This window comes from Paenibacillus sp. R-74696 (assembly GCF_055814915.1).
On sequence record NZ_JBPULM010000045.1, the window covers coordinates 611,612 to 626,730 of the forward strand.

The 15,119-nt window shown below is 49.6% G+C and carries 15 protein-coding genes; 3 read left to right on the top strand and 12 right to left on the bottom strand.

What is annotated here, in order from left to right; translation table 11 throughout:
• Nucleotides 1-10: 10 nt before the first annotated feature.
• Both ACSR9A_RS22970 and ACSR9A_RS22975 read right to left on the bottom strand, forming a co-directional pair.
• Nucleotides 11-1,024 (bottom strand): ketopantoate reductase family protein, encoded by a 1,014-nt coding sequence (locus tag ACSR9A_RS22970; RefSeq protein ID WP_473759700.1) that lies wholly within the window; start codon nt 1,022-1,024, stop codon nt 11-13.
• A 99-nt stretch (nt 1,025-1,123) separates the two neighbouring features.
• Nucleotides 1,124-1,777: an RsfA family transcriptional regulator gene (locus ACSR9A_RS22975; protein WP_473759702.1), complete on the bottom strand. Its 654-nt coding sequence runs from the start codon at nt 1,775-1,777 to the stop codon at nt 1,124-1,126.
• A 269-nt stretch (nt 1,778-2,046) separates the two neighbouring features.
• Here ACSR9A_RS22975 and ACSR9A_RS22980 point away from each other — a divergent pair, with 269 nt between their 5' ends.
• Both ACSR9A_RS22980 and ACSR9A_RS22985 read left to right on the top strand, forming a co-directional pair.
• The gene (locus ACSR9A_RS22980) at nt 2,047-2,283 is read left to right on the top strand and encodes a DUF2626 domain-containing protein (RefSeq protein ID WP_056041661.1); all 237 of its coding nucleotides are present in this window, start codon (nt 2,047-2,049) and stop codon (nt 2,281-2,283) included.
• 322 nt (nt 2,284-2,605) lie between these two features.
• Nucleotides 2,606-3,703: a hypothetical protein gene (locus tag ACSR9A_RS22985; protein WP_473759704.1), complete on the top strand. Its 1,098-nt coding sequence runs from the start codon at nt 2,606-2,608 to the stop codon at nt 3,701-3,703.
• On the opposite strand, the gene ACSR9A_RS22990 is transcribed toward ACSR9A_RS22985, so the two are convergent.
• Complete coding sequence (locus ACSR9A_RS22990; RefSeq protein ID WP_473759706.1) at nt 3,698-4,981, bottom strand: ABC transporter substrate-binding protein; 1,284 nt, start codon at nt 4,979-4,981, stop codon at nt 3,698-3,700. The two genes, ACSR9A_RS22985 and ACSR9A_RS22990, sit on opposite strands and share 6 nt — an antisense overlap.
• A 238-nt stretch (nt 4,982-5,219) precedes the next feature.
• Nucleotides 5,220-6,551 (bottom strand): PhoH family protein, encoded by a 1,332-nt coding sequence (locus ACSR9A_RS22995; protein ID WP_473759708.1) that lies wholly within the window; start codon nt 6,549-6,551, stop codon nt 5,220-5,222.
• A 116-nt stretch (nt 6,552-6,667) separates the two neighbouring features.
• Between ACSR9A_RS22995 and ACSR9A_RS23000 the strand changes: the two genes are divergently transcribed.
• Entirely contained in the window at nt 6,668-7,285 is a 618-nt protein-coding gene (locus ACSR9A_RS23000) for a YhcN/YlaJ family sporulation lipoprotein (protein ID WP_473759710.1), read from the top strand.
• Nucleotides 7,286-7,288: 3 nt separating this feature from the next.
• Here ACSR9A_RS23000 and ACSR9A_RS23005 read toward each other — a convergent pair whose 3' ends face one another.
• The 8 genes from ACSR9A_RS23005 to ACSR9A_RS23040 form a co-directional block, all read right to left on the bottom strand.
• On the bottom strand, nt 7,289-7,504 hold the full coding sequence (locus tag ACSR9A_RS23005) for a hypothetical protein (protein WP_473759712.1): 216 nt from the start codon (nt 7,502-7,504) through the stop codon (nt 7,289-7,291).
• Nucleotides 7,505-7,579: 75 nt separating this feature from the next.
• Nucleotides 7,580-8,638, bottom strand: a complete 1,059-nt coding sequence (locus tag ACSR9A_RS23010; protein ID WP_473759714.1) for an LCP family protein — start codon at nt 8,636-8,638, stop codon at nt 7,580-7,582.
• 129 nt (nt 8,639-8,767) lie between these two features.
• Entirely contained in the window at nt 8,768-9,091 is a 324-nt protein-coding gene (locus ACSR9A_RS23015) for a YlaH-like family protein (protein ID WP_046230392.1), read from the bottom strand.
• Between the two features lie 32 nt (nt 9,092-9,123).
• A complete protein-coding gene (gene typA / locus ACSR9A_RS23020; RefSeq protein WP_341282165.1) occupies nt 9,124-10,965 on the bottom strand; it encodes a translational GTPase TypA in 1,842 nt (613 codons plus the stop codon).
• 58 nt (nt 10,966-11,023) lie between these two features.
• A complete protein-coding gene (locus tag ACSR9A_RS23025; RefSeq protein ID WP_473759715.1) occupies nt 11,024-11,506 on the bottom strand; it encodes a hypothetical protein in 483 nt (160 codons plus the stop codon).
• Nucleotides 11,507-11,751: 245 nt separating this feature from the next.
• Nucleotides 11,752-12,429, bottom strand: coding sequence for a TerC family protein (locus ACSR9A_RS23030; protein ID WP_473759717.1), 678 nt, complete (start codon nt 12,427-12,429; stop codon nt 11,752-11,754).
• 176 nt (nt 12,430-12,605) lie between these two features.
• Nucleotides 12,606-13,835, bottom strand: coding sequence for a tRNA uracil 4-sulfurtransferase ThiI (gene thiI, locus ACSR9A_RS23035; RefSeq protein WP_473759718.1), 1,230 nt, complete (start codon nt 13,833-13,835; stop codon nt 12,606-12,608).
• A gap of 1 nt (nt 13,836) precedes the next feature.
• Nucleotides 13,837-14,991 (bottom strand): cysteine desulfurase family protein, encoded by a 1,155-nt coding sequence (locus tag ACSR9A_RS23040; RefSeq protein WP_473759720.1) that lies wholly within the window; start codon nt 14,989-14,991, stop codon nt 13,837-13,839.
• Nucleotides 14,992-15,119 lie beyond the last annotated feature (128 nt).

Sequence of the window (15,119 nt, forward strand, 5' to 3'; positions counted from 1 at the left end):
TATCGCCTCCCTATAGCCGATCATCCTGCAAATGCCGTACCATTTCGCTCATGGCATCGTTCAGCGGCGATTCCATGCCACCACGTCTAGCGAGGCTGGAAACGCCCCCATTAATCCACTGTACTTCAGTAGGACGGCCTGCCCGTACATCGCTAAGCATCGATGACACGTTGGCGGAAGTAGCTTCGCAAACAGCAAGCACTCTCTCCCAAGCGCCCTCGCCAAGCTCTGCCCCGCCTGCCACGCGTAAAATCTCATTAGTTTCCTCATATAAAGCGCGCATAAGCCGCAGCCTTGCCGAATGCTGTGGCAGCTCGCCGTTCGTCACATCAAATATAGCTGTAAGCGGATTAATGATTGCGTTAATGAGGAGCTTCTCATAAACTCGATTGTTCATTGTCTTCGACAGCAACACCGTAAATCCTGCCAAATGCAAGGCATTTTGCAACATAATTTGTTGATTTTCATCCTTTTTGCCCGCTGCTTGTCTATTTAAAGACGCTGGGCCGAGTGCTAGCTGCCCTCTGCCGGTATGTCGGACCGTTCTTTCATCTTGGCGAAGCGCCCCTTCGGTCGTAACTCCAATAAATAAAGGAAGCCCCGGAAGCTCCTGCGCCGCCAGCTCCAGATGTCCGATGCCATTTTGCAAAAAAAGAATAGCCGCAGCAGGCGCCGCGAGCTTCCCTATGGCGCGAAGCAGCTCCCTCGTCAAATCCGCCTGCTTGACGGTGACGATTATCCAATCTGGCGCCTGCTGCTGCCCTACGCAGCCAGTCTCTGCCTCTGCTTCAGCTGCTGCCGCACTTAAACTTCTGCTATGTACCCTTGCTATCTTTGCAGGCTGCGGTGACGCTTCCCTGGCTCCGCCCGCTTCGTCAAGCTCCAGCAAGCGAATGCCTTCATCCGCCAGTAGAGCGGACTGATGCTCCGTTCGCGTCCATACCGTAACCTCGGCTTCCGTAGAGGCCAGCTTCGCTGCATGAAGCAGTCCCAGCGCTCCTCCGCCTACTATGGCGATATGCATACCCTCTACCCCCTGCTTCCTTACGCTTTATTCCATTATACGCATATCCTTTAAAGACGCCAACAGCCCGCCGAATCATCCGGCGGGCTGTTATCGATTCTATTCAATTCTCTCCAGGTTGCCATTGGCATCCATCTTGAAGCGCGGCTTCGCTTCCTCATCATTCGTCAGCACAGCAAGCCGTCTGGCACGGTCCATAATTTGAATCAACGTTTTGTAATCATCATTAACGGTGTGGTAATCACTCTGAGCATTGTTCACCTCACGAGACAATCTTTCATTTTCGCCCCGCAAACGGCCAAGCTCCTCTTCCTTATCTCTCAGCTCTTTCTCGAACGACTTGAGCTGACGTCCTACATCGTGATATGTTGTCTTGATTTGACGCAGGAAACGGATAACCGAATCAATGGAAAGCAATTCTTCCGTTGCTTGCGATTCCGCTTTGAAACCTCTCTCATCTGTCGCCTCATAAGCAGACAGCGAAGATACTTGCGGAGTTGCCGCTATCGCTTGTTTTTTCAAATAATTGCGTTTCTGCCGCTGTTGCTTGGCTATCTGTATGGCTTCTTCATAACGCTTGCGGACACAGCTGTTCCAGCGGAATCCACATGCTGCGGATGTACGGCCAATCCGCTCCCCTACCTCTTCGAAAGCTCCAAGCTGGGTACTGCCTTCTCTAATATGGCGCAGGGTCACTTCGGCGAGAATTAAATCATCGTCTGGACTCCACGCATCTTGTCTGACTGCTGTCATGCAACCAAAACCTCCTAACGTAAAGACGCTTACCTTATATCTATGCCCTTGGTAGAGTTCATAGAATCTATTGGATACTAAATTGTATAACCATTTTTTCAAGCCCTCATACATATTCAGGCTGTTTCTGGTGCAAACTTATGCAGAAAGCAAACTTTCTTCGCAAAAAATGTTGTCCGCAGTTGAAATAGCAGGTTTACACCTATTTGTACAAACGTTATAATAATCTGTAGAAAATCGTGTCTAAAGCGAAAGGGGGATATACAGATATGGCACGTATGTATCGGGTTTTGGGTTTCTGGACCCTTGTCATTGGCCTTATGGCGTTTGCTGGACATATGACAGAATTTGCATTATTGTTTTTCGCCCAAGCAGTAGCTTTCGTATTTTTAGGCTATTTGAACTTTACAGAAAAAACGTACATCGTTATGTTCTGGGGCTACATGATTATCGCATTTGGAGGCTTTACATATTGGACCGTGTTCCAAATGGGAAATCCTTTTTAAAAATATAAGCATGATAAGTTTCATACTTATTATTAGGCTTATATTTCTCGGAATGAAACGCGCCGCGCTGTCAAAGGACAGCTTTCGGCCGTTTCACCTTGTCTCCGCTTGAATATTGGGAAAAGACGGCGTGATCCTTATGGGTCCGCCGTTTTTTTGGTGTGCTAAACGGGCTGTATACGCTGAAATGCCGCGATTATTGCCCTATAGTCCTGTTCATGCTTTTCCAAATGTAAGATATAATAGAATAATTCGCCGCATATAATGATGGCTGTAGGATATCGACATCCCTTTATGTCGCCAAGAAGAGAGGAGGCCGAGAGTGGCATTTCAAAGCTTTCCTACACGGTTCGCGCTGATTACGCTGATGGCCGGCATGCTGTCCCTCTGGTGCGTGATGCCTGCATTCGCCGAGCCTGAGCCGTCTAATAGCGAGGAAACCCGGCTGCTGCTGGAAAAAAGCCTGTCAGTCGTTGAAATCGATAATGAAATCAAGCGCGTCCAGGTACAGCAGGCCGACTTGACCAAAGAAACAGCAAGCGCCATGCAAGCGCTGGAAGAACAGGAGCAGCAAATCGCTCACAAACGCGAGCAAGCTGGTAAAGTACTGCGTGCTTATTATATGGGGGATCGGGATATTTGGCTGACCGCGTTGCTATCATCACGATCATTATCGGATTTTTTGATGGTCATGGAATATGCGGATTTGATTTTCGCGCATGACCGCGATGTAATGAAGCTGTACAAGGAGGAATATGCCCAGCTCGCGCAAGGAATCGAGCAACTGGGCAAGAAGCAGCAAGAGCTCGCCTCAATCGAGCAGAGGCTCACAGAGCAGCGTGCCAGGGTGCTTACACTGCAGGAGCAAATAGAAGGTGGACTTGCCGGACGTTCGGACGCAGACAAGCTGCGGCTTATGATGGAGGAATTGACCAACTACTGGGAGTCAATTGGCCTGTATGAAGTCAAACAGCATTTCAGCGCCTTATCCAAAGCGATGCAGAAGCTGCCTGATTGGCTGCAAAATAATAAGCAGTATTTGGAAACCAGTGGCCTAACTTACACGATTCGTATTCCCGAAGATGCCTTGAATACATTTTTGCGGGAACAGGATGACCGCTTTGAGCAATTTTCCTTCTCCTTTGAAGATGGCTCCTTAACCGCATATGGCAAGCGGGATGCGCTGGAATTAAGCGTGACTGGCCATTATACGGTTGAGCAAGAGCCCCGCAATGGCATTATTTTTCATGTAGACGAGCTTCTATTCAACGGTCTATCGTTGCCTGACACAACGAAGCAGGAGCTGGAGAAGCAGTTTGACCTTGGCTTCTACCCCTCCTTCATTATTTCCTTCCTGCAAGCAACGGATGTGGAAATTAAAGACGGCGAGCTTATCGTCACCTTGCAAGTCAAGCTATAGGGATTTCCCTATAGCTTGTACAGCTTGGACGAATGCTTTCATCGTGATTTCGCCTTCTGCATATTGCTGCCAAAGCAGCTGCGTATGCATCCAGCGCTCGTGCCAGTCAGGATCGGGCGGCTGAGCGGAAGGCTCGCCATTCAGCACCTTAAGCCACCATTGTGGCGGACCTCCGGCCCCCGCTGTACCGCTTTCCTGGCTATTATCGGCCCCTGTATACAAGGAGTTTTTGGCGGGCAGCTTCCCTGTTATAGCATAGCTTTGCTGCTGCCCGCCAATTTCCACCATTTCTTTAATCCACGTAAACGCCTCTTCTTTCATTTTACTCGTTCCCGCGACGACATAGCTCCTGCTTCCAAGCCACACATCATGCATCGCACCTTTATCAAGCAGCAGCTTATTTTGCTCCTTCGCGGAAAGCTTGCTGTAAATGGACCAAGGAATACTCGCAGCGGCGATATGCTGCTCCTCCATTTGCGTGCCAGTGGAAAAGCTATAATCTGCCAGAGCTGACGACGTAATTCGTCCGGATAACGAGTCCAGACGTTTTAGCTGTTCCTGCACAGCCTTGCTGTCAAAATGCAAATAGGCCGCTCCAGCCTCTTCTCCGTCTGCTGTCCACTCATCGAGCCAGACAAGCAAGGATGCGACATTATGAGGCTCTACATATAGCGCCTGCCAATCTTTGGCGCCACTTTCCAGCTTATGAAGCAGATTGCTAAAAGCATCCCAATCCGCTGGAGGCTTCGATAAGCCTGCATCAGCGAGCAAAGCCTTGTTCCACACCGTCACATATGGGTTGGCATCAACAGGGATGCCCCACAAATAGCTGTTCCACTTTAGCGGATCAAGCAGCCTCGCAGGCCGCTCTGCCATCGTGTCAGAGGTGCTGGGCACATCGACAGGATTCAGCAAGCCGCGCACAGCAAACTCGCGTACCCATTCGCTGTCCATGAGCATAATATCGGGCGCTGCTCCAAGCTCCAGTGCTTTTTTCCACTGGGCATAGCCATCGCCTTCATCCGCAATATTGGTCAGCTTGACCGTTGTGTTGGCATGCTTCATTTGATAGCTATTCGTCGCTTCCTTAAGCTTAGAAAACTCATCTTCATCCATGGAAACGGTTACATTTAGTATCTGCGATTGATCTGCCTGCTCTTCTCCGCCCGCCGGCTCGGCATTCGTATCTCTATTTAAATTTTCAGCCCGGTTAAGGGTCCTATCGCTAAAGTTTAATAGAAGAAAAATAATAATGAATAAAGCCAATACCGCTGTCATTGTAGCGTATTTCCTAATCGACACAGCAACCCTTCCCCTCTGCCTTCATCTGGGCACATTTTATATCATAGCAATTAATACAAGTATTGTCCAAATTAGTAGAGAGCGGGAAATTGGCGAAAACGGAGCGGCGCTGCATGAAAGGTTTGCCATTTTCACCAAATGGGGAAGCGCAGAGAAAAGGACTGCGCTCATTTCGTCGCAGTCCTCTTATACAAACAAAACCATGATCCAGCTATTAAAGCAAATCTGCTGCCAGCTGGGCCAGCTTGGAGCGTTCGCCCTTCTCCAGCGTCATGTGGCCGCTGATGCCTTCGTTTTTGAAATGCTCCACAATATGCGTTAAGCCATTGCTTGTGGCATCCAAATACGGGTGGTCGATTTGCTCCGGGTCGCCCATGAGCACGATTTTACTGCCTTCTCCTACGCGCGATACAATCGTCTTCACCTCATGCTTGGTCAAGTTCTGCGCCTCATCAATGATAATGAATTGGCCGGGAATGGAACGACCGCGAATATAGGTCAGCGCTTCTACTTGAATACTGCCGAGACCCATCAATATTTTTTCAATATCTCCGGATTTTTTCGTATCGAATAAATATTCCAAATTGTCGTAGATCGGCTGCATCCAAGGGCGCAGCTTCTCTTCCTTCTCCCCTGGCAAATATCCGATATCCTTGCCCATTGGAACGACCGGACGGGCAATTAGCAGCTTTTTGTATTTATGCTCATCTTCTACCTTGAGCAGGCCCGAAGCTAGAGCAAGCAGTGTTTTGCCTGTGCCAGCTTTACCCGTTAAGGTGACAAGCGGAATTTCATCGTTAAGCAGCAATTCCAGCGCCATGCGCTGCTGCGCGTTGCGGGCTGTAATGCCCCACACTGGATCATTGCTGAGGAACAGCGGCTCCAGCTTAACCCCGTCCTGCGACACCTTGAGCAGCGCGGACTTGGAGGTGCCCATTTCATCTCGCAGGATGACGAATTCATTCGGATTCAGCCTGCTGCCAAGCTGCAAATTTTTCACCGTCAAAAACCGATACGAATAAAACTCGTCAATAATCGAAGGATGAACGAACAACGTCACATACCCGGCGTATACGTCAGAAGGTGCTACAATGCGGTCAGACATGTAATCTTCTGCCATCAGTCCGAGCACATCCGCTTTAATGCGGACGAGCACGTCCTTGCTCACCAGCACGACAGAGCTTATCTCCTGGCGATCCAATTGCTCTAAATGATAATTCAGCGCTACTGCCAGTATTCGGTTGTCATTGGACATCTCACCGAACATTTCCTGCACCCGCACGAAGCTGCGGTGATTTAATTCTACCTTGAGAACGCCGCCGCCAGGCAGCGGAATACCTTCGTGAAGCCGTCCTTGCTCACGCATTTTATCGAGCGAACGCGAGATAGAGCGGGCGTTGCGGCCAAGCTCGTCTGCCAATCTTTTCTTGGAGTCAATCTCTTCCAATACCACCGCGGGAATGATTACTTCATTATCGCCAAAGGCGAAGATCGCTTGCGGATCATGAAGCAGCACATTTGTATCGAGCACGAATATTTTTTTCATGAAAAACCCTCCCGGCGTGGACATTCAATTGAAAGGCCTATACATAGCCATACTATACTGCGGGCACACTAGGTTCTGACATAACGATCTGCAACAAGAAAGACGAGGTGGCTCACGTGTATAAACGGTTATTGGTTTTGATCGCAATCGCTGTTATTGCGGCTGGTTGCAGCACCGTCAAGCGAAACGAAATGGCATCACCCTCTCCACATCAAAATCATGCGAATGGCGCCGTAAGGGCGCAGCAGCTTGCGGAAGATTCCGTTAAACCATTGAAAACGAATAAGGAAGTTGCTGAGCATCTTGAAAAGCTGGCAAAAGGCGTTCGCGGCGTAAACAATGCGCATTGCGTCGTGCTAGGCAAAACAGCCGTTGTCGGCATTGATATCGACAGCAAGCTGGATCGCGCACGTGTCGGTACGATTAAATATTCGGTTGCCGAAGCTTTCCATAAAGATCCGAACGGCATGGATGCTGTTGTAACAGCCGATATGGATGTCTCTCAGCGGTTGAAGGAAATGGGAGCCGACATTAGGCGTGGAAAGCCGATAACAGGCTTCGCTGAAGAAATGGCCGATATTATTAGCCGCATCATCCCGCAAATACCACGCAATGTGACGTCTCATCAGCCGGAGCGGCCACAGACGCAATCCCACACCCAATCGCAAGTTCAGGAGCAGCACCTTCATGAGAAGCAAATCCAAAAGCATGCAACGAATGGAGACAAGCATTAATCACTAACGCAAACGCACAGAAAGCCTGACGATCGAGTGATCGTCAGGCTTTCTTATAGACGTACATACTTGTTCATGAGAAGTACAGATAACCGAAACGACGTTTGGACAAGCTGCTGCCGTCATAGCCACACCTGCAGAACCACGTTTAAAACGAGGCATGCAATCAGCTTCGATGAGTTGCTCGAAATTGGCGGCTAGGAACACGGTCATCAGCATGACCTCCTTCTAACAGGAATAGCATTCGGTATCCTTAGCTCCTATTATAGCCATTATTGAATCCAGCGTCTATGGTTATTCAGCCATTTTTGCCTGAAGCACCGCACGCGCTTCTTCAAGGGATGTGGAATCAACATATACATACGGGCTCTTCCACGTTCCGTTTAACGCTTGGAACGCAATATCGGAGCTGCCCATGCCCAAATATGTACTCAGCATATTTTTAATTTCAGATGGAGGCATATCGAGCGTCAAATTATTACCGACTGCGCCGATGACCTTATCGTATTTCGTAACGCCCTCAAACGATTTCATTTTATCAAAAATCGCTCCGATGACTTCCATCTCCCGACGATTGCGGTCGAAGTCGCTGGATTCGGCTGTTCCCTGATTCGATTTGCGATAACGCACATAATCGAGGGCATTTTTTCCATCAAGCACCTGCTGGCCCTTGCTCAAATTAATGTTTGTGCCATCGGCCGTATCCCGGTAACGCATATCCATCTCGACATTCACCTCAACGCCATCAAGCGCATCAACAACATCGGTGAAGCCTTTAAAGTTAATAATGCCGGTATACTTCAAATCAACGCCAAAATATTTCGACAGCATATCACGAATTTCTTTCTTTGCATCCTTCTCTGCCGCTTCTTTGTCCATTTTCTTCTCAGTACGGGCATTATTGAAGAAAGTGCTGTAATTCGCATTCGCCTTCCGCTCGCGATAGCCCTCTACTTGCAGCACCGAATCCCGTGGAATCGAGACGACGGAGGCTGATTTTGTATTCGGGTTAAAAATAGCGACCAGCATAACGTCGGTATTTAAACCTCCGCCATTTTCACGAGAATCAATACCGAGCAGCACCATGCCCGTAGGCTTTTTCTTAACGGACTCCTCTTCTGGCACGACAATATTATTCGCTGTACCAATCGTATCAACCGCATTAGTAGCCACGTAAGCAAGATAACCGACATAGAGCATAATTAAAATAAGAACGGAAAGCACAGCAAACATAATTTTAATCCATATGCTGCCTTTTTTCTTTTTCTTCTTAGGCTTTGGAGCTGTTTTCTTCGCACCACCCGGCCTGCTTGCAGCCGTTCTTGGGGGTAATCCTTTAGAGCCTTCGGTCATAGCAACCACCTTCAAATCCTTTGTATTTCGTTTCTGTCCTCTTTACGCAAAGAAGCAGCGATACCCACGAATTCTCGCGGATATCGCTGCTGCAGAAGGCAGATCCGATCTTAAGAACACGCTAACGTCTCATATGCCGTTACTTCCGGAGTCTGATTCCTTTACAGCGTGCTTGCCTGCCCGTTTACTTTGCAGCTTGTCATACAGCTGGCGACCGCGAAGCATAAGCATCATTAATACAGCAATTCCCATACATTGAATAATCGGCAGCGAATCCACCTGTAAAATCCAAAGCACGAAAGAACCGAATACGATCAAAATGTAAACCAGTACTTCCTTTAGAATTGGCAGCTTCGCATTATTCGCCCGAAACACGGTATTGAAAATATAAATCGTGAATCCTAATATGAGCAAATAAGAAACGACCCAATGTTCACTAAACCATTGCTGCATGCCGTTAAACCTCCAATCAGGCGGCTAGCGCCTTAAACGCCAGCTTGTGATGTTTTGCGTTGTTTTTCTGCACGCTCGCGTTCGCTTTTGTTCAAGATTTTTTTACGAAGACGAATCGACTTCGGCGTAATTTCGCAATATTCGTCATCGTTCAAATACTCAAGCGCGCTCTCCAGGGAGAACAGGCGAGGAGTTTTGAGTTTGACTGTATCATCTTTACCAGCGGAACGAATATTCGTCAATTGCTTTTCTTTACAGATGTTAACGACGATATCGTTGTCACGCGTGTGCTCGCCAACGATCATGCCTTCGTAAATTTCAGTACCTGGCTCCAGGAACTGAATACCACGATCCTCTACGCCCATCATGCCGTAGAACGTCGTTACGCCATTCTCAGTAGCTACAAGCACGCCTTGGTGACGTCCACCAACACCGGAACCAGCAAGCGGACCGTAGCTGTCAAACGCATGGTTCATAATGCCGTAGCCGCGTGTAAGGGTAAGGAAAGAAGTACGGTAGCCGATCAGACCGCGAGCTGGGATGATGAACTCCAAGCGAACTTGGCCTGTGCCATTGTTCACCATGTTGACCATTTCAGCTTTACGCGAGCCAAGGCTCTCCATAACCGCGCCCATGCTTTCTTCTGGCACGTCAATGATCAGACCCTCGTAAGGCTCTTGCTTCACGCCGTCAATTTCCTTAATGATTACTTCAGGTTTCGATACTTGCATCTCAAAGCCTTCGCGACGCATATTCTCGATCAGAATCGTCAAGTGAAGCTCACCGCGTCCCGATACGATAAATGCATCCGGGCTCTCCGTTTCATCTACGCGCAAAGCAACATCCGTCTCAAGCTCTTTGAACAGACGCTCACGCAATTTACGGGAAGTAACCCATTTGCCTTCGCGGCCAGCAAAAGGACTGTTGTTGACAAGGAAAGTCATTTGCAGCGTAGGCTCGTCAATTTTCAGAACCGGCAAAGCTTCCGGATTCGCTGGATCAGCGATCGTTTCACCGATGTTAATATCTTTAATGCCTGCAATCGCTACAATGTCGCCAGCGCCTGCTTCTTCGATTTCAATCCGTTTCAGACCTTGGAAGCCGAACAGCTTCTCGATTCTAGCCTGCTTCTTGCCGCCATCACGCGTCATAACAGCAACGGTTTGTCCTTGACGAACGATACCACGGTTTACACGGCCAACCGCAATACGACCCAAGTATTCATTATAATCAAGCAGCGTCACCAAATATTGCAGCGGCTCCTCTACATTCTCTGTTGGCGAAGGAATATGGTTGATGATCGTTTCATACATCGCTTCCATGTTCTCATCTTGTTTGTCAGGGTCAAGACTGGAAGTACCCATCAATGCGGAAGCATAAACGACATTAAACTCCAGCTGCTCATCACTTGCACCTAGCTCGATGAACAGGTCAAGCACCTCATCCACAACTTCTGATGGACGAGCATTAGGACGGTCAATTTTGTTCAATACTACGATTGGCTTCAGGTTCGATTCCAATGCTTTGCGCAACACGAATTTTGTTTGCGGCATACAGCCTTCGAAAGCATCAACGACGAGCAATACGCCGTCAACCATTTTCATAATACGTTCAACCTCGCCGCCAAAGTCAGCATGTCCTGGTGTATCAACGATGTTGATCAAATAATCTTTGTACGTAATCGCAGTATTTTTCGCCAAGATTGTAATTCCGCGCTCACGCTCTAGATCGTTGGAATCCATCGCACGCTCCTGAACCGCTTCGTTCTCACGAAAAGTTCCTGATTGCTGAAGCAGTTTGTCAACCAATGTTGTTTTGCCGTGGTCAACGTGCGCGATAATCGCGATGTTCCGAATGTTCTCTCTTGCTTGCATAACTAATAATCCACTCCATTTGTCTAATTTTGTATAATCCTAACCGATTGCTTGCCGTCTACCAGCGGGATCGTTTCCCCATCATCATCCATGCTCCGGCCGCAATCAGGATAATAGCAATCGCATATATCCCCCAGCTCCAAACGAGCGCCAAAATCAGCAGTACAGCCGATGTAACAGCGAGAATGGCGGAGGCGTTAAAAAAAACGCGTTCGCGGGATGCGCCGAACAAGTGGTACTCGTACAGCCCAACCGCTACACCCGTTATAAACAGCGGCCAAACATATTTGAGCGTCTCCCATCCGAACATGATACAAAGCATGAACAAGATCGAATAAACGATCAGCATGCCTCCCGGAATAAGAACAACTGCCGGAAACAATCTACCGAAATACAGCACATGCAGCAGAATTCCCGGAATAAGAACGAGAAGCGGCCAAAAATTGGATCCCAAAAAGCTGAACACACCCAGTTTGCCAAGCAATATTACGATACCAGCCAGCAGCACAATAATTCCAGCGGAATATTTGTTGTTAGGCATCCGCGCTTCCGCTCCTTACAACGCCTTACGCATATCCTGACGAAAGACGACAGTTTTTATCTTTACTAGTTTAAAGGAAGTGAAGTGAAAATACCAGTGCAACTATGGCAACATGAAAAAAAAATTAGCAAAGCGCCTAAAACGCCCTCTCCCTGTAGGAGTTTTACAAAATCAACAAACGCTTGTACTGCCGTTTTGTGCCTTTCCGAACTCCTGCTGCCGACTCCTCTGGCACGCATAACGGCTTACGACACCGCCGATCGGCGCATCAGGATGCCGATAATAATGACGAACGGGATGCTCAGCAGCGGAATCGCCTGAGTAGCGGTGGCTGAGCTACTGAATAGCAGGCGGTGCATGCCTGGATCATGCACAAGCATGCCTCCAGCTGCAAAGCCAAGCAGGCCGGCGCCAATATAAATGAGCGAAGGAAATTTTTGCAGCAGCTTCGTCAGTATATGGCTGCCCCAAATGATCATCGGGATGCTTAAAGCGATTCCTACAATCAATAGCAGGGTCTCCCCTTTCGCCACGGCCGCTATTGCAAGCACATTATCAAGGCTCATAATAAAATCAGCCGTCACGATTGTCCATACCGCGGCGAGCAGCGAGGTCGCTCGGCCTATTTTATGCGAAGCTCCGCCTTCGCCACCCATTTCGCCCGCATCCGCTAGCAGCTTTACGGCAATATAAAACAGCATTACAGCGCCAATGGCTTGCAAGAACGGTGTCTGCAGCAAGGAAATCGCAGCCATCGTCAGCACGCAGCGCAGGACAACAGCAGCCGTTGTTCCCCACCAAATCGCCCGCCTGCGCTGCTGCTCTGGCAGATGCTTGCTTGCCATTGCAATTACAATAGCATTATCGCCGCTTAGCAGAAGATTAATCAGAATGATCTGCATAAATATAAAAAAGCTGTCCATTATACTCGCCCCCTATACTACCACCTGTATGTCCAAGCTGGGGCGAATATGCCGGAAAGCCTAAAGCGGGCCACTCTGCTTTCCTGCCTCTTAACAAATAAAGACCGCCTTACCCTTTTCATGGTGAGACGGTCTATACCTTGAAGCAGCTTACAGCAAGCCGCTATTCGTTGCTATTAGAACCAACGGTCTTCACCGGCACTTGCTTCCGGCTCCGGGTCCTCTGGCGTAAGAAACATCACTTCCGTTTGCTGCACGGCTTCATTCAGCAGCTGATCCAGATTTTTTTGCTGATTCAAATAACCTTCAACCTTTTCCACAAACCGCAAATTCGGCTTAATGCTTGGGGATTTCGGCAAAAACAACGTACAGCAATCCTCATAAGGCAAAATCGAGGTGGCAAACGTGCCCAACCGCTCCGCCTCATTAATAATTTCCTGCTTGTCCATCATAACAAGCGGCTTAAGCAGCGGCAGCACGGTCGCCCGCCCAATGACATCCATGCTGACGAGCGTCTGGCTTGCTACCTGGCCCAAGCTTTCGCCTGTTACAATGCCATGAGCGTGATTGAGCTCCGCAAGACGCTCCGTAATGCGAAGCATCGCCCGGCGCATCAGCGTAATAATAAGCGGGTCCTGTCCTGACTGGGCCAGCGTCGTCTGAACTTCCGTAAAAGGCACCAGATGCAGCCTCAGCGGAGCGCCACTGTAATAGGAAAGCCTTTTAGCAAGCTCAATCACTTTCTCCTTCGCCTTCTCGCTCGTAAACGGATAGCTGTGGAAATGGACCGCTTCAAGCTCCAGCCCTTTGCGCATCGCCATCCAGCCCGCTACCGGACTGTCAATGCCGCCAGAAAGCAGCAGCATCGCCTTGCCATTCGTCCCAAATGGAAAGCCGCCCGGACCGTCAACGACCTCGTTGAAAATATAGGCCGCTTCCTCCTGAATATCAACCTTCAGCTCCACCTCGGGCTTCCTGACATCCACCTTCAAATTTTCCATCGCACGCAGCACATGCGCCCCAACCAAATGGTTCATCTCCTGCGACGTATGCGGGAACTTCTTCCATGCGCGCTTTACGCTTACTTTAAAGGTCGCTGGCTCCTGCGGGATCGCCTTCATCAGCGCAAGCGCTGCTGCCCGAATCTCCGCAAGCTCCGGCTGAACGCTTACGACTGGACTAAAGGTGGAAATACCGAAAACGTCCTTGACCTTTTCCGCGATGAGCGCATAATTTTCCCCGTTCAAATTAATATAAAGCCGGCCGAACATTTTTGAATACGTCAGCGCGGCGAAATCCTTCAATCGCAGCTGAAGCTGCTGGAGCATCCGCTTCTCGAACATCCCGCGGTTGCGTCCCTTCATAGCCAGATCGCCGTAGCGAATGATCACTTTATCATACATCACTTTACCTTGCGCTCCTTTCAAGCGGCTTAAGCTTGCTAATTGTAAGGCGCAGCATTTCGCACAGCTGCGAAATATGCTGCTCCGTATGCTCGTCGCCCAGACTAATTCTTACGCCGCTGGCTGCCCGTTCCTGCCCGAGTCCCATCGCAAGCAGCACTCGGCTTGGCTTATTGTCGCGCGAGGAGCAGGCCGACTTCGTAGAAGCGATAATGCCATGCTGCTCCAGCATGTGAACGACAACCTCCGGCTTCATGCCCGGATAGGAAAAATGGACAATATGCGGCGCCATGCTCTCCGGCGCTCCGCCAGTCAAGCTCAGCTCCGGCGCAGCCTCAACGAAATCCGTCAATTGCTGGCGCAGACGGTACATCCGCTCGCGCCGCTCCGGCGCCGATTGCATCGCCATGCGCAGCGCCTTCGCTGATGCCACGATGCCGGGCACATTTTGCGTCCCCGCGCGCATGCCCTGCTCCTGCGAGCCGCCTGAAAGCAGCGGTGTCAGGATAACACCCTCGCGGACATACAAATAGCCGATCCCTTTGGGTCCGCGCAGCTTATGCGCAGAGCCGCTGAGCAGATCAATACCCCAGCCTCGCAAATCAATCGGCAGCTTGCCGATGCTTTGCACCGCGTCCACATGCAATAGCGTGCGCGGATGCCCTTGCAGCAGCTTGCCAATGTCTGCGAGTGGCTGCACACTGCCAACTTCATTATTCACATGCATAATGCTGACGAGAATCGTGTCGTCGCGCAAAGCCATCCGCAGCGCCTCCAGCTCTACCTGCCCCGCCTTGTCAACGGGCAAATAAGTGACCTCGTAGCCTTCCTGCTCCAGCTGCTTGAACGTATCGTAGACGGAGGCATGCTCCATTTGGGTCGTAATTAGATGCTTGCCGCGGCTCTGGTACTGCTTTGCCGCTCCTTTAATCGCGAGGTTGTTGCTCTCCGTGCCGCCAGAAGTGAACAGCCACTCCTCAGCCTTCACGCCGAACAGCTCGCCAAGCAGCGAGCGTGAGCGCGAGATTAGCTTATCTGCGTCTGCACCGGCATGATGAATCGATGATGGATTTGCATAATGCGCCTTCATCACCTCAGTCAGCGTATCAATAACCTCCTCGTAAGGAGGCGAAGATGCGCAATGATCGAAATATAACATGAGCCGAACGTTCCTTTCCTACTAAAAAAATAAAAAGATCAGCGACGGCAAGCGGGTTGCCATTCGTGATCTAAAAGAAGTGCTTTTACAGCCTGGAGACTGCGACGAAATAAAGTACCGCTAATTTG